Source organism: Bacillus sp. ISO11 (assembly GCF_003458115.1).
Taxonomy (GTDB): domain Bacteria; phylum Bacillota; class Bacilli; order Bacillales; family Bacillaceae_G; genus Bacillus_A; species Bacillus_A cereus.
In genome coordinates, this window is the sequence record NZ_QXCO01000006.1 from 61,683 (window position 1) to 82,701 (window position 21,019).

Sequence of the window (21,019 nt, forward strand, 5' to 3'; positions counted from 1 at the left end):
TTAAATATTCATCATAAAAAAACAAAACGATATTAATATGTAGAAAGAGGATCAAAATAAAGTAACATTGAAACCATAAAAACAAATGCAAAGAATCCAATTATAGAAAGAATATATTCCTTTGTTTCTCTGTTATACTTCCATTCCATCCATACGCGTAATAAGGAAATTGCTCCAAAATAAGTAAGTACAGCAATTCCTATATTAGCATTTTCTACTTTGAACAGATAAATAAAACTTACTATAAGATATATGATAAAAAGACCTATTTCTAATTTTACATGTAAACCATTTATATGTTTATATATCCAAACATTCCCCTTTGGCATATTTAATTTTTTCCTTAAAAACTTTTCTAAAAAATATCCTCCAATTATCATACTAATAACTATAATCCAAATAGTAGAGTTGCCCATTGCATTCCCTCCTATTAAATTAATTATGTTTTCGTAACAAAGTGGACTATATAATTTTTTAATGTTTCGATAATATCTTCATTTTCTTTATGCTTACTTCTTTAGTAGTAGTTTTATCAAGACATGTTTTATGTATTGTACAACAACAATCTATTTCCCATCCTTTTCTTCGGGATGTATAACCTTTTTCTTGCTATTTTTTCAAAATGAATGTAGATAGTACTCATAAAATTAATAGAGTTATTTTTCTAATTGACAAAAAAAACTATCCTTTTATTTTCTTACTTTCATTTTCTCCGGCTGATCACTCGGATACGTAGCATTCCTTTTATTTTCTACGTCCCAACTAATAATTGTCGCACTATCACGTCCCAACTGATGATGCACGTGTTCTAAAACATTGTGAATATTTTCTTTAAGTGTTTTATCATTTCTGTTCATAGCATTATACAAATTTACAGGTATTTCATATCGGCGTTCCCCGCATTCTAATACTCCATCTGTCACCATTACAATTCGGTTCTTTCCAGTACGTAATTCACGAATACCTGATGAATAGCAAGGAACAGGTAAATCAAATGTGTTTACATTTCCAATCCATTCGTAAAAATGACGTTGATTTAGTGCATATTGTCCTAACTTATGTAACTCTTCATGAAATACATACACTAAACAATCACCGATAGAAAGCCACCATAAATAATTTTCTTTCCTTACACATAGTAAGCAAGCTGTTTCACCTTTAATTTTTTTGCACTTTTCCTTAAATGAAGATGACTGAAAAATTGTAAGTATATGATTTTCAACAGACTGAAATACTGAATTAATTGGTTCATTCAAAATTACTTTTATATTTTCATATTCTTTTTGGATTGTATTTACTACTAACTCAACACTTTCCGCACTATTATGTCCATCTAGAATAGCTGCAAATTCCCATTCACCATTTGACCAAACTAATGCACCATCTTCATTCTTTTTCGCTCCAGCACTTTTATTCCCGCCATATTTACCAAGTACAATATCACCATATTGTTTAACTGAAATTTCTCCTAAACACATTTCTATATTTCCAACCCATGAATATTGTGTATTATTTGTTGTATGCATACTCATTTACCATATACTTTCGTATTCTTTCACATAGTTTTTTTATTTTCTCTTCGTCACCATATGGTGCGCCAGTCCATTTCGCTATCTCGGTTGGTGACCAAAACTCTTTTGGTGTATTCGGATAACGCGGAATAATGTGCATATGCATATGTGGTACACCATTTCCTAAAACAAAAGTGTAAATATGCTCTGCACCTTCGCTTTCTTTTAGCGCTTTACTTACTCTACTTGTTATAAGTCCGAACGCTTTCGCTTCTTCATCTGTTAGTTCAGCAAGGCCAGGTACATGTCTTTTTATATCTATCATTACATAACCCAGGTATGTTTCTTCACTATCCCAGTGGACATGTCCAACGTAAACGAGTTCATCTTCGTAAATAGCTCCACCTGGAACTATAATATTTCCTATATGTTTTTTGCAAATGAAACAGCTTTGTTCTATTTGATTGTTTGTTGACATATCCATCACCTTCCTTTTCATATATAATATCACAAAAAAAGGAAAAACAGGTTTCTTATTCCGAATTTTCATTCTTTTGATACAACAATTTTTGAAATGAATTTACATCTCATTATTTCTTCAAAAACGCAATCCCAATTATAATCCCAATCACAATTCCGATTACTAAATTATTTGTAAAGTGCCCTTGAAATACACCAATTACAACTCCTATACCGACACCTATTGCCAAAGCATCATTTCTTTTTTTATTTTTAGCCAAAATCACATCTCCTCCCACCATTTCTCCCTAAATAACATACATTTACTTGAATGTATTAATATACGCACTATCTCGCTTAAATATTTCCAAAAAATGTACTGTAACTTCACATATAATATTTTCCATTTTCTGTACATACTCCTTTTATATTGGAAAATTTTCAAGTAACTATTAATTATACATAGGCATTTACTATAAGAAAGCTTCGTAATTTATTGAAGGAGGAACGATTCAAATGTATCCTCATTGGAATCCAAATATAAATCAACAGTATGTTTATTCCCCTCATCCCGCAAGGAATACATTGCATCATGATTCACAATATATGATGCAGCGTATTGCAAGTCTTGAAAATCAATTAACTAAATTAATCTCATTAATCGAGGAAAATAATCAATTAATTAAATCAATGGAACAACAAAAAAACCAAGTTTGTGCACCAGCTGGAGGTTCTGTTATCGTTCGTATGTGATCTGGATGCAATAAAAAACACACTTTGTAATATAAAAGTGTGTTTTTTATTCACTATTTTCTTTTCGTATGGAACCCTTGTGTAATTCGATCTAATATAATTGCGATTACTACGATAGCTAATCCAGCTTCAAATCCCATTCCGATATTAACTTGTGTTACAGAGCGATATACATCAACTCCAAGTCCTGGAGCTCCTACAAGTGATGCTGTTACAACCATCGATAACGAAAGCATAATGCTTTGGTTCACACCAGCCATAATCGTTCCGGTTGCAAGTGGTAATTGTACTTTAAATAGTTTTTGTGATGCTGTGGATCCAAATGCATTCGCTGCTTCAATTAAATCTTCTGGAACTTGTCTAATTCCTAAGTCAGTAAAACGAATTGTCGGTGGCATTGCAAAGATTACTGATGCAATAATTCCAGGTACTACACCTACTCCGAAAAATGTAATCGCTGGAATAAGGTATACGAATGCAGGCATTGTTTGCATAAAATCTAATGTTGGTTTTAAAAATTTTGAGAAACGTTCATTTTGAGATGCTAATATACCAATTGGAATTCCGACAATAATTGAAATAATAACAGACGTAAGTACGAGTGCCAATGTTTGCATCGTTTGTGCCCAGTAGTTAATATTCAAAATAAATAATAATCCAATAAGCGTAAAAATGACTAAAGATAATTTCCTCGTTGTGTACCAAATGAGGAAACATAAGATAATAATCATCAATATGGCAGGTATTATTGTTAAAAAATTAGTGAGTAAATCAACGAATCCGCCAATAATATAAGAGAATCCTCGGAATAAGCCTTCAAAGTGCTCATATAAACTTGCAACAAATGAGTCGACCCATTCCCCTAATGGAATCCGCGGTATACTATTCATCGTCTTTCACCTCTTCCTCAATGTTTCCTGCAAGAGCTTGAATGACACTTTCACGTTTAATAATTCCTCTTAGCCTTTTCTTCTCATCGATTACTGGCAACGGATATTTCATCTCTGCCATTTTTGCATATGTCTCTTCCAGTAAAGTATCCAAATACACATGCGGAATATCATTAAGTAATAAATCAGCAATCGGCCACTGTTTTTGTACTGCTTTACTCGCATCATCCGCAGTTAATATACCTAAAAACTCATACTTTTTGTTTACAACATATACAGTTGAGACACCTGCATTCCTCATAATTTGAAGGGCTACACGAGGTCCACGATCAATTAATAAAGTTTCTGGTCGTTTTAAAATAGACTCAGCCGTAATTACTTTTCCTAAATTCACGTCCGCAACAAACTTTTCTACAAATTCATTAGCGGGGCTCATCATAATTTCTTCTGGTGTTCCAATTTGGACAATTTCTCCATCTTTCATTAATGCGATACGATCTCCAATTCGAAGCGCTTCATCTAAATCATGCGTAATAAATATAATCGTTTTTTCCATTTTATCTTGTAACTCTAACAATTCATCTTGCATTTCTTTTCGAATAAGTGGATCTAATGCACTGAATGACTCGTCCATTAGTAATACATCTGGATTATTCGTTAGTGCCCTTGCGATTCCAACGCGCTGCTGCATACCACCACTAAGTTGACTTGGGTAATTATCTTTATGATGATCGAGTCCTACTAACTGTAGCGATTCTAACGCTTTTTTCTCTCGCTCTTCAACCGGAACTCCTTGTATTTCTAAACCATATGCAACATTTTGTATAACTGTACGATGCGGAAATAGAGCGAATTTCTGAAATACCATACTCATTTTCGTTCTTCTTACTCTCCGTAACTCTTCTTTTCCCATCGTTGCGATGTCTTCACCATCTATGTATATATGACCTGCAGTTGGTTTAATCAATTGATTTAACATACGAACTAGCGTAGATTTCCCGCTACCAGACAAACCCATAATAACGAAAATCTCTCCAGAGTAAACTTCAAACGTTGCTTTTTTCACCCCAACGTTCATTCCTGTCTCTTTTAAAATTTCCGATTTACTTTTTCCTTCTTTTAATAAGGAAAGAGCTCTTTGCGGATGTTTCCCGAATACTTTTGTTACGTTTTCAACACGCACCTTTGTATTATCCATGTCACTACTCCTTTTCTACCCATCTATTCACATAGTGTTGCGATTTTACAAAGAAATATTACATAAAAATGACATTCATAAGATTTCTTTAAAATTCTCGTTTCCGTTCATAATAAGAATGCTTACTTATACATTTATTTTATAAGGCAAACGTTACTTAGGAGGTTTTCGATGCGAAAGAAAATTTGGTTTATATGCCTTGCATTATTTATTACTATGATTTTCACTTCATGTAATGCAACAAATGCAAATTCGAAAGGAAAAATTAAACTTGGTGTAACAAGTTGGAAAGAAAATATTGCAACCGCAAACATGTGGAAAGTTTTATTAGAAGAAAAAGGCTACAAAGTTGAACTTATGTATTTAGAAAAAGCCGCAATTTGGACTGGTGTCGCTCGTGGTGATGTTGATGCTAATTTAGAAGTATGGCTACCCGTTACGGATAAGCCGCTAAACAATCGTTATAAAGATGATATTGTCTTAAAATCAAAATGGTACGAAGGTACTGGACTTGGTTTAGTCGTACCTTCTTATATGAAAAACATAAACAGTATCGAAGATTTAAATGCTCATAAAGATGAACTAGATAACAAAATTGTCGGAATCGAACCTGGCAGCAGTCTAATGAATTTAACAAATAAGGCAATGAAGGAATATGATATAAAACTAAAACTTGTCCAATCTTCTGAAGCTGCGATGATGAGTGAACTAAAGAAAGCATATACGAAAAAGAAACCAATCGCTGTTACGCTTTGGAATCCGCATTGGGGCTTTTCAGAATTTGACTTAAAATATTTAAAAGACCCTAAGAAAGTATATGGTGAAAAAGATGACATTTATTACTCTGTTCGTAAAGGTTTCGAAAAAGACCATCCGGATATCATAAAATACTTTGACAAATGGAAAATGAACGATGAACAGCTTGGTACGTTAATGGTCGAGTTAAATAAAACGAAAGATCCCGAAGAAGCGGCGCGAAAATGGATTAAGAAGAATCAAGCGCTAGTTGATGAATGGATAAAAGATTAATAAAAATAGGCTAGAGAGTTAGCATATCCTCTAGCCTGTTTTTAACTTATTTTTTCGTAACAACATCATCTACAATCCCATATGCCTTCGCTTCTTCTGCAGTCATAAAATAATCTCTTTCTGTATCATGCGCTACTCTTTCAATCGGTTGCCCCGTTTTTTCTGCAATCATTTTATTAATATCATGCTTTAACTTTAATATTCTTTTCGCAGTTATTTCAATTTCTGTTGCTTGCCCTTGTGCACCACCAAGCGGCTGATGAATCATAATTTCACTGTTAGGGAGAGCGAACCGTTTTCCTTTTGCTCCTGATAATAATAACAATGCACCGAATGATGCCGCAAAGCCCATGCATAGCGTTTGCACATCTGGTTTAATTAAATTCATCGTATCTAATATTGCAAAACCTGCTGTCGTTGAACCGCCAGGGCTATTGATGTATAAGAATATATCTTTCTCTGCATCTTCTGCTTCTAAAAATAATAATTGGGCTACGACACTACTCGCTACTTGATCATTAATTTCTGAGCCGATAATAATAATGCGATCTTTTAATAACCTTGAATATATATCATAGGAACGTTCTCCTAATTTTGTTTGTTCTACTACATATGGAATTGCATTCATTTTAAATCCCTCCAATACTTGTTATGCTGCGTAAAGCATATAACTGTAGGAAGAAGGGTTTTTCACATTAAATAATAAGACTGGCTGTTTAGATGGTAACTTAGTAAAATCTATTGTCGGAAGAAGCTTCGTTAATAATTCCGGTCTTTCCTCACGAATAGATGTTACAACAACTTCAATATCCTCTGTGAATTCGACTATCTCAATCCCTTCTTCACTTACAGTTTTCAGCCTATTTCTACTCCGAAATAAAGAAGCTTTCACTGCACCTTCTGATACAGAACACACTTTAGCAATATCAGCGATACTATATTGAAAAACATCTTTTAATAATAAAATTGCGGATTGCTGTACATTTAATGAAGACAATACTTTCCCTACCATTTCATGCAAATCTGCAATGTTCTCATGTGGTTCTTCAAATGTGATTTGTTCTCTTATTTTTTCATAAACAGACTTAGACTTCATCTGATCTAACCAACGATTTCTTGCTATTTTATAGACGAGTGTCATACAAATATCTTTATTTCTATATTTTTGAAGCACTTTACACACTGTTTCTTGGGCGAGATCTTCCCCATCCCATTTGTTTTTCGTTAAAAAAGTACAGTATCTTTTTAACTCTCCATATTGTTCAATTAAAAAGTTTATATTTGAATGATTCATATCGATATGATTCTTTAAAACATGAGTTACTTTTGTGCACAAAATAACCACTCCTTTTCAGCGCTTACTTAATAAACGATTCAACATTAAAAAAAGTTACGGGGATATAAAAAAATAATGTTTATGTTCAATAATTCGCGGTCATAAATATGTTATGTACAATTTTACGTGAGGAGGAACAAATTTGCCAAAATTAACAATTGAAGGTGCGGGAACTTTTGATGTGAAAGAAGGAACAAAGTTAGTATTAGCAATTGAAGATAGCGGTGTCAACATTCTTCATCGTTGCGGCGGGAATGCACGTTGTACAACTTGTAGAGTAGAAATACTAGCAGGTGATTTCTGTGAAGCGAGTGCGAATGAGAAACATGCAATGACGGAAAAAGGAATTGAAGATCATTTACGATTATCTTGTCAAATGCGTGTACATAAAGATATAGTCGTTCGTCCGGTACTTACAGTTGAAAATTCAGGTCTTGATGCTGGGCCACGCCCGGCGGAGTAAAGTGATGAATTTAAAACAGCTCGCTGGCGAATATGCTGCTAACTTTGTAAATGATGGCATGAAAATTGGGCTTGGTACAGGTTCTACTGTATATTGGACAATACAAAAATTAGGTGAACGTGTAAAAGAAGGATTATCATTTCAAGCTGTACCGACATCAAAGGAAACTGAAGCATTAGCACAGCAACTAAATATCCCCCTAATTTCGTTAAACGACGTACAAAGCCTTGATCTTACAATTGATGGAGCGGATGAAATTGATTCAAATTTACAACTTATAAAAGGCGGTGGTGGTGCATTACTTCGTGAAAAAATCGTTGCCTCTTCCTCTAAAGAACTAATTATCATTGCTGATGAATCGAAATTTGTAACACATTTAGGTAATTTTCCATTACCTGTTGAAATCATCCCTTTTTCATGGAAACAAACCGAAAATAAAATTCAGTCTTTAGGGTGTCAAACCACATTACGTTTGAAAAATGATGAAACTTATATAACCGATAACAATAACATGATTATCGATTGTATATTCCCTAATCATATTTCTAATCCTGCCCATTTACACACCCAATTAAAAATGATTACTGGTGTAGTTGAAACAGGGTTGTTTATAAGTATGACGAGTACAGCAATTATTGGTACTAAAAATGGGATAAAGAAATTGTAATAAAAGCTAACTTTTTAAAGTTGGCTTTTTAGTATGTTCTTCTTCTCTTAATAGTGCTTTATTATGATATACTAGGAAAACGCAAACTGATTACACTAGAAAGGACTGAACATTTTGCAATCCAAACTTATAACAGAACTTACTGATTTAGAAACTGCCTTTCATATTCGAAAAGAAGTATTTGTAAAAGAACAAGGAGTTCCTCTTACAGATGAATTCGATACATTCGATGAAATCGGAGAGCAATGTAAACATATTTTAGTTTATTATCATGATCTTCCTGTAGGCACAGGGCGTATACGATTTGTTGATGGTGTCGGAAAATTAGAACGTATTTGTATTTTAAAAGATTATCGTACATATGGATTAGGTAAAGTCATCATTCAAACGTTAGAAGAAATTGCTCGTAACGAACAAGCTACAAAAGTGAAGCTACACGGTCAAACACAAGCTGAAGGATTTTATAAAAAATTAGACTATCAAACTTCTTCTGATATATTTATGGAAGATGGCATTCCGCACATACTTATGACGAAAGTGTTATCATAATAAAAAGGGTAGTATATGAATCTTATGTATTCATACACTACCCTGTTTTATTAATAGAAAAGTGAATTCTCAAAATTACCTTTTGCATCAAAGCCCATCATCTTTTAGTTCATACCTAGGTAAAACTTACACTGTTTTCCATAATGATAATGCATAAATCCAGTTTGGATCACCATTTCCTTGATAACTCTGGACTGCTTCATATACTTTTCCTTCGTGTAGAACTCTATCTCCCTTTTTATATGCTTTTTTTGCATCCCACGCTTCATGTGAAGCGCTTTCAGTTTTTGTAGTAATTGTGAATATATCACTCTGTACGGATTCATTTCCAGCTACATCAACAGCTTTCACTACATATTTATAAGTAGTATTAGCGAGCAGATTTTTATCCAAATAAGAAGTTGTATTGGATGTTGCAATCTTTTTCATTGACCCTTCTGTTTCTCTATAAATATCATAATGGTCTACACCAATATTATCGTCAGATGGACTCCACATTAAATCCACACTTGACGCTGTCGTTCCCATACTATGTAATCCTTTTGGTTGTGTTGGTGCTTCTGTATCAGGAGTCTCAACTGTCGTTTTTACTGTAAGCGCTGTACTTTCTTTCGATACATTGCCAGCTGCGTCAATTGCTTTTACAGTATAAGAGTATTCTGTACTTGGTTGTAACTTCTTATCAATAAAATGAGTCCCTGGTACTGTATCAATCATCTCTCCGTTACGGAAGATTTGATATCCTTTTACCCCTACATTATCCGTAGAAGCGTTCCATGTTAGTTCTACACTATTCGCTGTTACTTTTTGCGTCTGAAGTCCATTTGGAATACTTGGCGCTTCTATGTCTGGTTTCACATCATTAATAAGATTAACATCAATTACATTATAGAATGCATTTGCTGTATCAGCTACATCCCATACTGCTAAAATCACATGATATCCACTACGATCAGTAGGTACATTGATTTTATGAGTTAAATTATTTGAAGCTGCAGAACCATCATGTTGTACAGTTCCAATTGGTTCGAAATCTGCTCTTGTTAGCGCTTTATTTGGATTCCATCCTTTTTTAGTAATATAGTAATGCCACTTACTCGTTAAGTGAGGCGCAGTATACTTCCAAGTAAATGTATTTTCCCCACCAGTGATTGTATTTTTAAACCAACGATTTGCTGTTTGTTGATCTAAAATACCACCAAATTTTCCGCCTGCTGAAGCAATTTGTCCATCTACTGGACCACCTTGTGGGAACCCTTTTGGAGCTTCTAAACTTTGTGGTTCATACATAACACTTCCACAGTTTACATTTAGCGCACCATAAGTTGGACTACATAAAGCGGATCGGCTACCGGGCTTTTCAACAAAACCGTGCGCATAAGCATTTTGAGGAATAAGTGTCGTACTAATAATTCCAGCTGTTAATGCTACAGCTCCTAAACTTTTTTTGTTCATTTTCATATTCTGTAGTTGTTTTAAAAATCGATTATTCATGCTCATGTCTCCTTCTTGTTATACTTTGTAGTGGAATGTGGGCTTTGATGTAAAAGAATAACAAGAGACAAACTTGTACCGATGTATGTATTAATTATGCATACACCGCAGTGAAAATATATTTTTTCCTTGTGAAACATTTCACTTTATGAATATATCATGACATAGAACTCGCCTAAGCATGTGCAGAAGTTGTGCAGAAACAGTGAAATTATTACTAACATATAAAACCACATCCTGAAATCATAAATTAAAACTTTAATTAGTTGGGGTTTTACGGTCGGTTAATACGGGATAAAATAAAAGTGTGCAGCAGAAATTGTAGACTTAGTTCTCAAAATTCACATTTAGTATTTTCATTTTTTCCATTTAAACAATTCTTCTCTTCCTACAACAGAAAAGTGTCTATATCATTTAATATAAACACTTTTTTCATGTATAACTTTATATTTATTACTGACCTACAAATGTAAAAATTTCATCAACAGCTTCCTTATATCCACCCGATGTTCGGAATGATTCCTTCAAATTCAAAGCAGCCTCTTTATATGAAGGGTTATTTAAAATTAACTCCACACTTTCACGCAATTTCTCCACGGTTAATTCATTCATATGTAATTGAACTCCTGCTCCAAGACTCTCCACTTGCTTTGCAATTGCTGGCTGATCTGCACTTTGCGGTATTACAACGAGCGGAACCCCGTTATATAATCCTTCATGCGTACTGTTCATCCCGCCGTGTGTAATAAATAGTTTCGTATAAGTAAGCAGTTCGGTTTGAGGCACATAGTTTTTCACAATGAAGTTTTTAGGGATTTCGCCTAGATCACTTATTTTTGTTTTATTACCAATAGACATAACAATTGTATGCTCACTATTCTCAAAGGCCTTCATACACAGTTTATAAAAGTCAATCGCTTCATTAAAAACAGTACCTAATGAAATATAAATCGGACTTTTTTCTTCAATTGAAGTAAAATCAACGTCTCTGTTTTTCATTTGTGCAGAGATAGATGGTCCTACAAATTTATATGTTTCATCAAACGTATCACCAAAAGGCTGAAACTCCTTAATTGTATACACAATAGTAAGGGGTGCAGGATTACAGAAAACTTCATACGATGATTTTATTTCAACACCATATTTTTCAGCAATTCCCTTCGTTAAGTTTTGAAAATCATTCTGTATTTTATCATGAATTTCTACTGGGATATTTTTTGACAGATGACCTAACATTTGCTCAAAGGATTTTTCATCCTGCGCAAAAGATGTGCATGAATTTATGGCTGGAAGTTTAAGAATTTGAGCAATTAAATGGCCACAACCAAACATAGAATCATGAATCATGTAATCAAAATGTTCACCTTCAATTTGTTCTAGAACGCTAGATATTACAATATCCGCTGTATGTAGAAGGCCGTTTATTCTTTCCTGTAAATAATTTCTGCCTCCAGATAGAAACGCTTTTATAAATTTTTGATCATCAATCGTTCGTACAGTAGCACCTGTCTTCTCAATCCGATCCCTGAAAGCTTCTATTGAAAAATAAACGACCTCTTCACCACGAGAAATCAATCCTTCTACAACTTGTAAAGTTGGATTTATATGTCCTTCTGATCCAGCGTTAATAAATAAAACACGCGCCATAATAAACACTCCTTACGTTAAATCGTTTCTATGTTGGCAAGAGTACGGATTTTCTCCATACTCTTTTCTTAGTTGTTCGTAGCATGTTCCTACTAAATTGACCTAGCGAGTCTAAAACCGAGATCATCTATATGAAATGTAGGATGGCTTCGACGACGACAAGTAGCGCCGCACCCTCTCGCTGTTTCAGCCCAACTACCACCACGAAAAATGCGATATGATCCGTACACTGTTTCATCATACAAATCATAACACCATTCCCAAACGTTCCCTAGCATATCATAAAGTCCCCATGCATTCGGTTCTTTTTGGCCAACGTCATGAATCTCTCCATTTGAATTTTCATTATACCACGCTATATCATGAAGTTTCCCGTATGTATATCCGGTTGTACTTGCTTTACATGCATATTGCCACTCTGCCTCACATGGTAATCGGTAGCCATTTGAATCTAAATTACATTTCACAATTTGACCACCATCACTAATAGAATAATATTCTTTTAATCCCGCTTTTTTTGAAAGTACATTACAAAACGCAATGGCATCGTTCCATGAAATATTGACAACTGGTTTATGATTTTTATCAAAATTATTTAATGGACTATTTGTAATAGCATCATATAGTTCCATTGTTACAGCATACTTCGCAAGAAGAAATGGTTGAATTTGCACTAGCCATTCTTTTTTTATTCGATCATCTCTTAATACTACCTCTCCAGCTGGAATATTTACCATTAATGAATCGATTGTTTGAATTAAATCATTAGTCATTTTCTATTCCTCCAAACGTTCATTTTATATGAATTTATAGTCATATACTCATTACAAAATACAATTTTCAAAAAGCGTTAAATTTTTCATAATAAAAAACGATTAGTTTAATTAAACTAATCGGTAAGATCCAAAAAGAATTGTTGTGTCACATTGTATTATTATATGTGCTCTAAAAATTTCCGAACCTCATTTGGAGATTTTAAAACAATAACCTTTTTCTCTTCGGACAATTGCTCTAACCCTTTTAAAATTGTAGGTCGTTTAGCATTAGGATATTTCCATATCCATTTAAAAAATTGCAAATCAAATCTTTCTTCACATCCCGCGCCCATATCTGGCCTTGTTTTATTCCGGTATTTTATAATTCTTTTAAAAGCACGATAAATACAAATTGTTCTATGAATATCAAGGAAGATAATTGTATCAGCTGCATTCAGTCTGATATCCATCGTCCCGCCATAATTCCCATCAATAATCCACTTCTCATCTTTAATTAAGTTATTTTGAACTGTTATTTGTTCTTCTCTCGGAACCCCTTCCCAATTCGGTTTCCAAAATAATGCATCAAGATGATGCACCTTAATATTTAATTTATTTCCTAACTGCCTTGCTAATGTAGATTTTCCTGAACCACCAGAACCAATTAATATTATTTTTTTCATACCTTTACGATACCTTCTATAACTTCTTCAATAGCTTTCTTATTAGCAAAAATCCAGAAGAACATTTCTTCATTTAAATTTAATAAATCTGGTAACTGGACAAAATAAGCAATAAAGATAATTTGAATTGAAAGCATAACATACCAAATGGCTTTTAGTTCTTCTTTCGTTAAATCATTTTGTTTATAATAACCTTCAAAGACTTTGCTAACGATATGTAACCATTTCCCTCTTAATCTTTCATCACTAAATAGCTCGCTTAATATACTTGTACAGCAATAACATACATCAAATATTTTTACATTATTTTCTAAAATCTCGAAATCTATAAAACCTTCCAGTTTATCATCTTTAAAGATTACATTTGATAGATGCATATCACGATGAATAATTTGTCTCGGTAATGGATGGACCGTTTCCTTGAAATCTGTGTGCATTCGCTCCATCTTTTGAATTACCTCTCGATGAACATGCTCATTCTTTTCTAAAATCGGTATAGCCCATTCAAATACCATCTTATATAAATCTCTTTTTATTAACTCATGGTCACTATTCACCGAATGTAATGCTTTGTGCAGATTAGCTATTTCTTCTCCAATTGTACTTGCTAGCCTTTCCAGCTTATCCGTATCTTTTATTTCTAAAACACTTCCGGCAACATACTCATATAAGCAATAACATTTTTCTTTATATAATACATATTGTTCATCATTTACTGTCTTTACTACTCTCTGTACTTTAATTCCCTTTTCATACAGTTGCTTCAAAACATCGAATTCAACTAGAAGTTGCTTTATCGATCCCGTTCTCTTTAAAATGTACTCTTTATTCTTGCATAAAACCTTCGCTACTTTTGGTTGCATTACAGTAGCTGTGACATGTTCATTTCGAAACCAAAGCTTTGCAATTTCCATTGCTTGTTCCATTTACAAATACCCCTTTTACAATTCTTATTTCTTCCGAAAAATAACCTCACACAGTATTCCCACTCCAACACCAATTGTATAAGCCACTACATCACTCCACAAAAAACCGTATCCCAACACGAGTCCGCCCAAAGTCGTTGCACGAATGCTATCTATCCATTCCGCATGATACAATTGGCTCGCTTCAATCCCGTAGCAAAACATTAAACTAGTAAAAGCCAACTTCTTCGTCTCTGTTTTAGGAAACAAAAATCCAAAGCCAGTGAAAATCATTAATGCCCATAATGCATCACCTAAATAATCATTTAATAGATGTGGTAGTGCAAAAGCAAACTTTCTTGAGCTAAGACCTAAAATAATAACAACTATAGTAAATAGTGCATATACTACTCTATTTCGTTTCGTATTCATTTTAAAGTCTCCTAATATGTAATGTAAAACTGTAAATAGCTAGTAAAACAAAGTTATTTTACTAGCTATTTATTGATTGCTTTTATGATAAGAAAATGTGGATTCATATTTAAATAATGATATGATTTTTCGCTTACTTCTTTCATTTTTTCAATTGCCTTCGGTTCCACTATCTCTTCTAATACAAAATAATTTGTAGTTTCATTTAGTATGTCTTGTAATGATCTTCTAAAAAACTTGACTTCAATAGTAATATTCGGTTTAACCCAAGTATCTATTAATAACTGTTTTTCAAAATAATTTTCACATGGAAACTTTGTGAAATCCATAAAAGGATGATGAATAGAATAAATCAGTTCTCCACCTGGCTTCAATACACGACGAAATTCTTGAAATACTTGATTCCAATTTTCTATATAATGAAGAGTTAATGAACTTACAATCACATCATACGTATTATCTTCAAATGGCAATGTTTCTTGCAGATCATGACAAAGGAACGTCGCTTCTTCTCCTATATTTTCTTTTGCTGCTTTTACCATTTCAGGACTTACATCAATTGCTGTAACATTTGCTCCTCTTCCTATGAATTGAGAAGTATACCATCCAGCTGCACATCCAGCATCTAATATCTTTTTTCCTTCTAGTTCCTTTGGAATAAGCTCCATTATCGCCGGTCTTTCATAATAACTGTTATATGGATTTGCGAAATCTAGATTTTCTTTATATGTACTCGCTAATTTATCATACGTATCTTTAATCGAATCTTTCATTACACACACTCCTAATACATATTAATCCATTAACTCCTGCTGCTTTTTCTTTGAAAATGATTGTAGTACTAAATCATACGACCAATCAATCATTTTATTAATTTGCTCCTGCTCTATACCCTTATGAATATAAACGGTATTCCAATGTTTTTTATTCATATGATACCCTGGAATAATTGTTTCTGGATAATCTTCTCTTATTCTTAATGCGACTTCTGGATCACACTTCAATGTAATCGCAGCCTTTTCACCTTCTTCATGATTTACTATCGCAAATATTTTATTATTAAGCCTCATACATGTTGCACTCCAGCCATCTGGAGAATCTTCTGTCGCTTTTCTTTTCGATAAACAGTACGCTCTTGTTGCATTCATTTTAATTGGTACCTCTTATTCTTTCCCTGTTTGATTACGATGCATCACAATTTGCTTCGTTGCTTGAAATTGCTGCTCACCGTAAAACTTTATTAGCTTCTCTCCGCAAAATAGACTAACAATATCAATATGAGATATTTCTCGAAGTAATATTGTAAGCATTTTCTCTCCAATACCTTTATTTCTTACATTCTCATGTACGACAACATCTTCAATGTATGCTCGAAAAACACCATCAGAAACGACTCTAGCAAATCCAACTAATTCATTTTCTTCCCATACTCCAATGGCTATACTATTCTTTAACATTTTTTTAATATCGACTTCTTTTCTTTCTGGCCACCAACCGACAGAATCATAAAGCTTCTTAATTTTTTCTGCACAGATTGGTTGTTCTTGTTGCAATTTATACGTGTACATATGCTTTCTCCCATCAATCAGTATACATAATATTATTATAATCTCTTTTCAAAAAAGTGCTGACTATGACCTTTTGGATGATCTTCAACGATACCATACTCTCGGTAACCGTGCTTTTTATAAAATTCTGGCGCTTGAAAACTAAATGAATCTAGCAATATTAATCTGCACCCTTTTTCCTTCGCAATTTCTTCAATTTTATGTAACAGTTGACTACCATAACCGTCATGACGAACTGATTTATCAACCCATAAAAAGTCGATATGAAGATGATAAAAATACATCGTACCTGTTACACCACCAAATATTTTTCCTTCTTCATTTTTTACTACGAGGCTTACTTTTTCCATCGGCTGTTTTACTTCATCTGTTAAGATGGACATATTATATTGAATGACTTTATTTTTAATGTATTCTCCTTCAATACGTGTACCGTTCTCTATATGTTTCATATACATTGCTTCCTTTCAGCTTAGTAAGCTACATTTTATTTTTCCTCTTTAAAATACTAATCAAAACGAATCCACCATATGTAACAAAGCATGAAAAGCCAATTATCCCTGGTACAGAGACATAGCCTAACCTTATGTAACTTATAACTGCAAAACAAGCGGTAGACAATAAAATAGATGGCCAAAATATAACAGCTATTTTTCTTGGTCTTCGTTTCGATGTACTTTCTTTCTCTTCAGAAACACGTGTGCCAAAAAGCAATACAATACAAATAAGGATCGCTGCAAAGTAAATTGTATTTAATGACAAATTGTGATCATATAGTGCGATTCCAACTTCAAGAGCAATAATCGTTAAAATTAAAATAATGATTGTTGAAGTCTTTAAGTTTCTTTTCAATCGCTCACTCCTAGCATGCTTTCACTATATTCTTTGTATATGTACTTTAAAACTACTGCAAAAGCTTCATCTACCTCTTTATTTTCACGGCGATTCGGTAAATCTTTTCCCCCAATCACATAAAGAAGTGGAAATTCGTTAAACATTCCTATTATACCAATAAATTCAATATCGAATATAAAAAACCTTTTCAGCAGCTCATATGAGCTATTAAAATAAGAAAAAGGTAGCATGAATTTTTTCTTGCTACCGAAAAATATTTATTCTTCTATAGGATTTTCAGGACCGTTAAGTTCCAGCTGATAAAAAGCTAAATCTAGCCATTTATTAAACTTATAACCAGCTTTTTTTATTGTTCCTGCATGAACAAATCCATAGTTTTGATGCAAGGCAATACTTTTCTCATTCTCTGCATCAATTCCAGCAATTAAGGTCATATACCCTCTTTCCTTTGCAATTTTGATTAATTCTTTCATTAATGAAGACCCAATGCCATTTTTTCTATATGCCTTATCTACATACACAGAATGTTCAACTGAATATTTATAAGCAGGCCACGCTCTAAATGGGCCGAATGTCACAAATCCTACTACTTTATTATCTAATTCATATACGATAATTGGATACTCTTCAGCCTTTTTTTGTTCATACCAATCTATTCTATTTTCAAGGGTTACAGGTTTATACGCATATACAGCTGTTGTATAAAGTATCGCATCGTTATAAATATCTAAAATGTATGCTAAATCTTTTTTCGTTGCTTCCCTTATCATTATTTTCTTCCTTTCATCATGTTCACCTTATTTTACTATCTTTTTAATAGTTTTATTTTATTGAAATTTCCGATTTTCATCTACATACGAATACTAGCTTTTCGGAAACCATCAAATATATTTATTGCAGCAGATAACATGTAGAAGAAAATTCCTCCCCCAATGAGCCACATTTTAAACTCCTCTGAGGAAATAGTAAATGCATTTGCCAAATACGTAATAAACCCTGCGTTAAATACATGTGGATTTACTACAATCACAATGAATACTATCGTCCCAGCTATTTGAAGAATAGCATTCCCAATCGCCAATCTTTGAGTCCATTGTCCCTGCACTAATTTATAAAGGGATATACATATTTCAAAAACGATCATAATTACAACGATTGGCCAGTACTGCAATAAAACATCTTGATTAAAAGTTGGCGAGACAAACTTCAGTCCATTTGCCGTACCATTATATACACCAACAAGATGATTCGCATAAAAGTAAAGTGTAGCCCAAACTGCTGTCCACATTAAACCTCCAAAAACTTCAAACTTCGAGATTACTTTTTTCTTTGGGATATACGAGATGTTTTTCAAATCATCTGGTGTCCATTTTTTTAAACTTGTCGTCAACGGCTCGATACCTTTGTCTTTATCTGTTCTTTCTAAAATAACAAACACAAGTGTCAACCAGAAAAATACATGGAGGCCCACTTCAAAAATTCCCCCAATGCCTTTACCTATCAATTGTAAAATAACATTTAATACCGCTTGATCACCACTATAGCCTATAAAATTTTCTGCAACCATTGATATGAGTGCAATGACAGCTGCGATTGGTATAATCATTTTTAACAACGTTGTATATACATCAAAATAACGTGGTCCAATTAAATGCATCGGTCTATCCAAATAACCATTAGCCAATGAAACCGGACTCCCCAATTTTTCGAGAACGCTCTTTACATCTTTCTCATTATAATCTTCAGGTAACATATCATCTATAGTTGACCTTAGTTCAAGTGTAATATCTTCACGATTTTTTTCAGGTAATCTCTTCGCAACCTCTTGGATATAGAGATCAATTAAATTCATTCTCTTCCTCCTCCTTTAATAAGTTATAAAGTTCTTTCGAATCCTTTATCCATTCTTTTTTCAACTGCAAAAATATTTCTAATCCATAATCACTTAAAACATAATACTTACGAGGTCTACTCTCCGTTTTATCCCAACTACTCGTCACTAATTCCTGCTTTTCTAATCGGCGAAGTAGTGGATATAAAGTACTTTGATCAATTGTAACCCCTGATTGCTCTAATAACTGGACAAGTGAATATCCGTACTGCGGCGTTCTTAATTGACTTAAAACAGCTAACGTTAATGTCCCTCTTCTTAACTCAGTAATTAACGAATTTAATAAAGTATCCATTCACTCACCTCATTTCCATTACTATATGTCATACAGTATGTGTTTTATACTATGTATCGTACAGTATTAATGTGACAAAAACTATAATTTTTTACCAAAAAACAGATAATGAACAGCTCAAATTATATGATTTGTGCTTTTTTAGCTAAGTTATATATAACACTCTATAAGGTAACAACCTTAACTACTAATTTTGAAGTTCCAGTAATGCTATATTAAGTTACAAATATCGTATACATATGATGTGAACATAACATCTCACTATAGGAAGCTATAAAAACGGCGAATTACCATGCTTGAATGAATTCCCGTTTTCAGCACCTAATCAACGTTATTTCCTTCATAAACTTCATCTTGTTCAAAATCTCAATTTTTGTTTGGTTTATTAGAGGAAAATAAAAAAACAATTAAATTAGGTTAATTGTTTTTCAAATACAAAATCTTTATTTTTTTAAATAACCTATGATATTCGAAAAGACAAATTCTCCAAATGCAAGTGGTATATAAATAAACCATAACTTTAATATTGCCTGTGTTTCTTTGTGATCAGAATCCCCCATTAAAACCAACCCTATCCTTTATTTTCAAATATTTTGATTTTAATTCCAATAATAAGAAGATTATACCATTTACAAATTTAATAGTCTATGTTTTCTAAAAATTAAATAAACACATTCCCTCAATATTCAGATAAACATAATAACTTTTTTACGTTTCATCTTCAAATTCAATAATGAGTCCTGTTAGAACCGCTACATTACCAATCGATTGGATCCCGTGACCAATAAAATCCATCTTAAATTCTTCCTACTTTAATTTCTGTAATGATATAATAACACTAAATTTTCAACACGTGCTTAATAGATTGGGGACTTATAGTGGATAAACCTCTCACTGCATTACAAACTATTATTATACATATGAATACAACTGAGCATTGGCATGATTTTATTTGTTACTGTCAGCATCGCGAAGCGGGACTTCGAAAATTAGCTTTTAAACATTTAGAGACATTTATTACAAATGCAAAGAAATGGGAATCAAAAGATCAAGAAGAGTTTGCCATTTCGCTGTTTACTATTTTAGATGCATTAAACGAAAAAGATGAGGTCTTAACTTTCTCACTAAATAGTTTTCTAATTGACATTCTATATAGATGGACAGAAAACAACCCATTTGATTCAAGACCTTTTAGATGGATAGGAATTTATATGGACTCTAGCAATAAAGAAGACGATTTAGAAAAATCCCTTCGAAAAGCGATTGAATTAGGTGGTGATACCGAACAAGAAGCCTTGATATACCTAGTTTCTAATTACATCAATACTTTAGAATTTGGTACACATGAATTCCCTTCAGGTTATTGCGGAGATTTAAGTGAATGTATAGAAAAACTTCCCTATATGCTTCAATTAATTGATAGAATTCAGAATAAGAACATAAAGGAGCAAAACATTGGGCAAATACAAGAACAACTACACCTTATTCTAGATTGGTTAAAACATACACAAACTCCAGTAGATGCCGTTCTTGTACGGGAAAAAGAACAAACTCAGGAATTAGAAAAGGTCATTGTATATTATTTACACAACAGCTCAAGTCGTTAATTCATCGTGTACAGAGATAATAAAGTTGTTTA

The 21,019-nt window shown here is 33.1% G+C and carries 29 protein-coding genes and 1 pseudogene; 6 read left to right on the forward strand and 24 right to left on the reverse strand.

From position 1 onward, the window contains the following. Window positions 1-32: 32 nt before the first annotated feature. From D1166_RS08100 to D1166_RS08115, 4 genes are all read right to left on the reverse strand, one after another. Entirely contained in the window at window positions 33-416 is a 384-nt protein-coding gene (locus D1166_RS08100) for a DUF4181 domain-containing protein (RefSeq protein WP_000528450.1), read from the reverse strand. Between the two features lie 273 nt (window positions 417-689). Continuing rightward, complete coding sequence (locus D1166_RS08105; protein WP_118043271.1) at window positions 690-1,526, reverse strand: PP2C family serine/threonine-protein phosphatase; 837 nt, start codon at window positions 1,524-1,526, stop codon at window positions 690-692. After that, on the reverse strand, window positions 1,510-2,010 hold the full coding sequence (locus D1166_RS08110) for an HIT family protein (RefSeq protein WP_170953985.1): 501 nt from the start codon (window positions 2,008-2,010) through the stop codon (window positions 1,510-1,512). Before D1166_RS08110 ends, D1166_RS08105 begins: the two co-directional genes overlap by 17 nt. 91 nt (window positions 2,011-2,101) lie before the next feature. After that, window positions 2,102-2,269, reverse strand: a complete 168-nt coding sequence (locus tag D1166_RS08115) for a glycine zipper domain-containing protein (protein ID WP_000508470.1) — start codon at window positions 2,267-2,269, stop codon at window positions 2,102-2,104. A gap of 217 nt (window positions 2,270-2,486) precedes the next feature. Here D1166_RS08115 and D1166_RS08120 point away from each other — a divergent pair, with 217 nt between their 5' ends. Further along, window positions 2,487-2,723 (forward strand): hypothetical protein, encoded by a 237-nt coding sequence (locus D1166_RS08120; protein ID WP_000283222.1) that lies wholly within the window; start codon window positions 2,487-2,489, stop codon window positions 2,721-2,723. Between the two features lie 53 nt (window positions 2,724-2,776). Here the strand turns inward: D1166_RS08120 and D1166_RS08125 are convergent, their stop codons facing one another. Next, window positions 2,777-3,613 carry an ABC transporter permease gene (locus D1166_RS08125; protein ID WP_001084760.1) on the reverse strand — a complete coding sequence of 279 codons (837 nt, stop codon included), beginning with the start codon at window positions 3,611-3,613 and terminating at the stop codon, window positions 2,777-2,779. Continuing rightward, window positions 3,606-4,811 (reverse strand): quaternary amine ABC transporter ATP-binding protein, encoded by a 1,206-nt coding sequence (locus D1166_RS08130; RefSeq protein ID WP_000370606.1) that lies wholly within the window; start codon window positions 4,809-4,811, stop codon window positions 3,606-3,608. The genes D1166_RS08125 and D1166_RS08130 overlap by 8 nt, the downstream gene beginning before the upstream one ends. Window positions 4,812-4,982: 171 nt before the next feature. On the opposite strand from D1166_RS08130, the gene D1166_RS08135 reads away from it, so the two are divergent. Further along, entirely contained in the window at window positions 4,983-5,840 is an 858-nt protein-coding gene (locus D1166_RS08135; RefSeq protein ID WP_097855988.1) for a glycine betaine ABC transporter substrate-binding protein, read from the forward strand. Window positions 5,841-5,886: 46 nt separating this feature from the next. On the opposite strand, the gene clpP is transcribed toward D1166_RS08135, so the two are convergent. After that, complete coding sequence (clpP, locus tag D1166_RS08140; protein ID WP_000991610.1) at window positions 5,887-6,468, reverse strand: ATP-dependent Clp endopeptidase proteolytic subunit ClpP; 582 nt, start codon at window positions 6,466-6,468, stop codon at window positions 5,887-5,889. A 21-nt stretch (window positions 6,469-6,489) separates the two neighbouring features. Further along, complete coding sequence (locus D1166_RS08145; RefSeq protein WP_088066326.1) at window positions 6,490-7,176, reverse strand: RNA polymerase subunit sigma-70; 687 nt, start codon at window positions 7,174-7,176, stop codon at window positions 6,490-6,492. A gap of 142 nt (window positions 7,177-7,318) precedes the next feature. Here D1166_RS08145 and D1166_RS08150 point away from each other — a divergent pair, with 142 nt between their 5' ends. From D1166_RS08150 to D1166_RS08160, 3 genes are all read left to right on the forward strand, one after another. Then, on the forward strand, window positions 7,319-7,639 hold the full coding sequence (locus D1166_RS08150; protein WP_001125388.1) for a 2Fe-2S iron-sulfur cluster-binding protein: 321 nt from the start codon (window positions 7,319-7,321) through the stop codon (window positions 7,637-7,639). Between the two features lie 4 nt (window positions 7,640-7,643). Further along, complete coding sequence (rpiA, locus tag D1166_RS08155) at window positions 7,644-8,306, forward strand: ribose 5-phosphate isomerase A (RefSeq protein ID WP_001049987.1); 663 nt, start codon at window positions 7,644-7,646, stop codon at window positions 8,304-8,306. A 114-nt stretch (window positions 8,307-8,420) separates the two neighbouring features. Beyond that, window positions 8,421-8,855 (forward strand): GNAT family N-acetyltransferase, encoded by a 435-nt coding sequence (locus D1166_RS08160; protein WP_001190880.1) that lies wholly within the window; start codon window positions 8,421-8,423, stop codon window positions 8,853-8,855. 126 nt (window positions 8,856-8,981) lie between these two features. Here the strand turns inward: D1166_RS08160 and D1166_RS08165 are convergent, their stop codons facing one another. From D1166_RS08165 to D1166_RS32300, 16 genes and pseudogenes are all read right to left on the reverse strand, one after another. Next, on the reverse strand, window positions 8,982-10,349 hold the full coding sequence (locus D1166_RS08165) for a lytic polysaccharide monooxygenase (protein WP_097855987.1): 1,368 nt from the start codon (window positions 10,347-10,349) through the stop codon (window positions 8,982-8,984). Window positions 10,350-10,802: 453 nt separating this feature from the next. Continuing rightward, window positions 10,803-11,996 (reverse strand): macrolide family glycosyltransferase, encoded by a 1,194-nt coding sequence (locus D1166_RS08170; RefSeq protein ID WP_118043273.1) that lies wholly within the window; start codon window positions 11,994-11,996, stop codon window positions 10,803-10,805. 92 nt (window positions 11,997-12,088) lie between these two features. Then, a complete protein-coding gene (locus tag D1166_RS08175) occupies window positions 12,089-12,769 on the reverse strand; it encodes a formylglycine-generating enzyme family protein (RefSeq protein WP_000180359.1) in 681 nt (226 codons plus the stop codon). 161 nt (window positions 12,770-12,930) lie between these two features. Continuing rightward, window positions 12,931-13,434 (reverse strand): DNA topology modulation protein, encoded by a 504-nt coding sequence (locus tag D1166_RS08180; protein WP_058839821.1) that lies wholly within the window; start codon window positions 13,432-13,434, stop codon window positions 12,931-12,933. Then, window positions 13,431-14,360 carry a phosphotransferase enzyme family protein gene (locus tag D1166_RS08185; protein ID WP_097855986.1) on the reverse strand — a complete coding sequence of 310 codons (930 nt, stop codon included), beginning with the start codon at window positions 14,358-14,360 and terminating at the stop codon, window positions 13,431-13,433. Before D1166_RS08185 ends, D1166_RS08180 begins: the two co-directional genes overlap by 4 nt. Window positions 14,361-14,384: 24 nt before the next feature. Then, window positions 14,385-14,771, reverse strand: coding sequence for a ribosomal maturation YjgA family protein (locus D1166_RS08190; RefSeq protein WP_006918662.1), 387 nt, complete (start codon window positions 14,769-14,771; stop codon window positions 14,385-14,387). Window positions 14,772-14,836: 65 nt separating this feature from the next. Beyond that, window positions 14,837-15,544 carry a class I SAM-dependent methyltransferase gene (locus D1166_RS08195; RefSeq protein ID WP_097855985.1) on the reverse strand — a complete coding sequence of 236 codons (708 nt, stop codon included), beginning with the start codon at window positions 15,542-15,544 and terminating at the stop codon, window positions 14,837-14,839. A gap of 21 nt (window positions 15,545-15,565) precedes the next feature. Continuing rightward, window positions 15,566-15,919, reverse strand: a complete 354-nt coding sequence (locus D1166_RS08200; RefSeq protein WP_000994622.1) for an MmcQ/YjbR family DNA-binding protein — start codon at window positions 15,917-15,919, stop codon at window positions 15,566-15,568. 15 nt (window positions 15,920-15,934) lie between these two features. Continuing rightward, complete coding sequence (locus tag D1166_RS08205; RefSeq protein WP_097855984.1) at window positions 15,935-16,339, reverse strand: GNAT family N-acetyltransferase; 405 nt, start codon at window positions 16,337-16,339, stop codon at window positions 15,935-15,937. Window positions 16,340-16,374: 35 nt separating this feature from the next. Beyond that, entirely contained in the window at window positions 16,375-16,791 is a 417-nt protein-coding gene (locus D1166_RS08210; RefSeq protein WP_000680418.1) for a GNAT family N-acetyltransferase, read from the reverse strand. A 28-nt stretch (window positions 16,792-16,819) separates the two neighbouring features. Continuing rightward, window positions 16,820-17,191 carry a hypothetical protein gene (locus D1166_RS08215; protein WP_118043274.1) on the reverse strand — a complete coding sequence of 124 codons (372 nt, stop codon included), beginning with the start codon at window positions 17,189-17,191 and terminating at the stop codon, window positions 16,820-16,822. Further along, window positions 17,188-17,337, reverse strand: a complete 150-nt coding sequence (locus D1166_RS08220; protein WP_000481400.1) for a hypothetical protein — start codon at window positions 17,335-17,337, stop codon at window positions 17,188-17,190. Before D1166_RS08220 ends, D1166_RS08215 begins: the two co-directional genes overlap by 4 nt. 114 nt (window positions 17,338-17,451) lie before the next feature. Next, the gene (locus D1166_RS08225; RefSeq protein WP_097855982.1) at window positions 17,452-17,964 is read right to left on the reverse strand and encodes a GNAT family N-acetyltransferase; all 513 of its coding nucleotides are present in this window, start codon (window positions 17,962-17,964) and stop codon (window positions 17,452-17,454) included. 80 nt (window positions 17,965-18,044) lie between these two features. Beyond that, complete coding sequence (locus D1166_RS08230; protein WP_097855981.1) at window positions 18,045-19,046, reverse strand: HAAS signaling domain-containing protein; 1,002 nt, start codon at window positions 19,044-19,046, stop codon at window positions 18,045-18,047. Next, on the reverse strand, window positions 19,033-19,380 hold the full coding sequence (locus D1166_RS08235; RefSeq protein ID WP_000380301.1) for a PadR family transcriptional regulator: 348 nt from the start codon (window positions 19,378-19,380) through the stop codon (window positions 19,033-19,035). The genes D1166_RS08230 and D1166_RS08235 overlap by 14 nt, the downstream gene beginning before the upstream one ends. Window positions 19,381-20,091: 711 nt before the next feature. Then, window positions 20,092-20,166: pseudogene (locus D1166_RS32300) on the reverse strand (DUF6944 family repetitive protein); the annotation flags it as partial. A 92-nt stretch (window positions 20,167-20,258) separates the two neighbouring features. Here D1166_RS32300 and D1166_RS08240 point away from each other — a divergent pair. Continuing rightward, window positions 20,259-20,987 carry a hypothetical protein gene (locus D1166_RS08240; RefSeq protein ID WP_097855980.1) on the forward strand — a complete coding sequence of 243 codons (729 nt, stop codon included), beginning with the start codon at window positions 20,259-20,261 and terminating at the stop codon, window positions 20,985-20,987. The last annotated feature ends 32 nt before the right edge of the window (window positions 20,988-21,019 follow it).

Excerpts from the sequence above, each read along its gene's own strand:
- D1166_RS08120 (WP_000283222.1), top strand. The coding sequence starts at position 2,487 with ATGTATCCTCATTGGAATCCAAATATAAATCAACAGTATGTTTATTCC.
- D1166_RS08105 (WP_118043271.1), bottom strand. The coding sequence starts at position 1,526 with ATGCATACAACAAATAATACACAATATTCATGGGTTGGAAATATAGAA.
- D1166_RS08220 (WP_000481400.1), bottom strand. The coding sequence starts at position 17,337 with ATGTTTAACGAATTTCCACTTCTTTATGTGATTGGGGGAAAAGATTTA.
- D1166_RS08195 (WP_097855985.1), bottom strand. The coding sequence starts at position 15,544 with ATGAAAGATTCGATTAAAGATACGTATGATAAATTAGCGAGTACATAT.
- D1166_RS08180 (WP_058839821.1), bottom strand. The coding sequence starts at position 13,434 with ATGAAAAAAATAATATTAATTGGTTCTGGTGGTTCAGGAAAATCTACA.
- D1166_RS08175 (WP_000180359.1), bottom strand. The coding sequence starts at position 12,769 with ATGACTAATGATTTAATTCAAACAATCGATTCATTAATGGTAAATATT.
- D1166_RS08125 (WP_001084760.1), bottom strand. The coding sequence starts at position 3,613 with ATGAATAGTATACCGCGGATTCCATTAGGGGAATGGGTCGACTCATTT.
- D1166_RS08210 (WP_000680418.1), bottom strand. The coding sequence starts at position 16,791 with ATGAAACATATAGAGAACGGTACACGTATTGAAGGAGAATACATTAAA.
- D1166_RS08205 (WP_097855984.1), bottom strand. The coding sequence starts at position 16,339 with ATGTACACGTATAAATTGCAACAAGAACAACCAATCTGTGCAGAAAAA.
- D1166_RS08190 (WP_006918662.1), bottom strand. The coding sequence starts at position 14,771 with ATGAATACGAAACGAAATAGAGTAGTATATGCACTATTTACTATAGTT.
- D1166_RS08100 (WP_000528450.1), bottom strand. The coding sequence starts at position 416 with ATGGGCAACTCTACTATTTGGATTATAGTTATTAGTATGATAATTGGA.
- D1166_RS08170 (WP_118043273.1), bottom strand. The coding sequence starts at position 11,996 with ATGGCGCGTGTTTTATTTATTAACGCTGGATCAGAAGGACATATAAAT.
- D1166_RS08185 (WP_097855986.1), bottom strand. The coding sequence starts at position 14,360 with ATGGAACAAGCAATGGAAATTGCAAAGCTTTGGTTTCGAAATGAACAT.
- D1166_RS08235 (WP_000380301.1), bottom strand. The coding sequence starts at position 19,380 with ATGGATACTTTATTAAATTCGTTAATTACTGAGTTAAGAAGAGGGACA.
- D1166_RS08230 (WP_097855981.1), bottom strand. The coding sequence starts at position 19,046 with ATGAATTTAATTGATCTCTATATCCAAGAGGTTGCGAAGAGATTACCT.
- D1166_RS08200 (WP_000994622.1), bottom strand. The coding sequence starts at position 15,919 with ATGAATGCAACAAGAGCGTACTGTTTATCGAAAAGAAAAGCGACAGAA.
- D1166_RS08165 (WP_097855987.1), bottom strand. The coding sequence starts at position 10,349 with ATGAATAATCGATTTTTAAAACAACTACAGAATATGAAAATGAACAAA.
- rpiA (WP_001049987.1), top strand. The coding sequence starts at position 7,644 with ATGAATTTAAAACAGCTCGCTGGCGAATATGCTGCTAACTTTGTAAAT.
- D1166_RS08130 (WP_000370606.1), bottom strand. The coding sequence starts at position 4,811 with ATGGATAATACAAAGGTGCGTGTTGAAAACGTAACAAAAGTATTCGGG.
- D1166_RS08135 (WP_097855988.1), top strand. The coding sequence starts at position 4,983 with ATGCGAAAGAAAATTTGGTTTATATGCCTTGCATTATTTATTACTATG.
- D1166_RS08225 (WP_097855982.1), bottom strand. The coding sequence starts at position 17,964 with ATGATAAGGGAAGCAACGAAAAAAGATTTAGCATACATTTTAGATATT.
- clpP (WP_000991610.1), bottom strand. The coding sequence starts at position 6,468 with ATGAATGCAATTCCATATGTAGTAGAACAAACAAAATTAGGAGAACGT.
- D1166_RS08110 (WP_170953985.1), bottom strand. The coding sequence starts at position 2,010 with ATGAAAAGGAAGGTGATGGATATGTCAACAAACAATCAAATAGAACAA.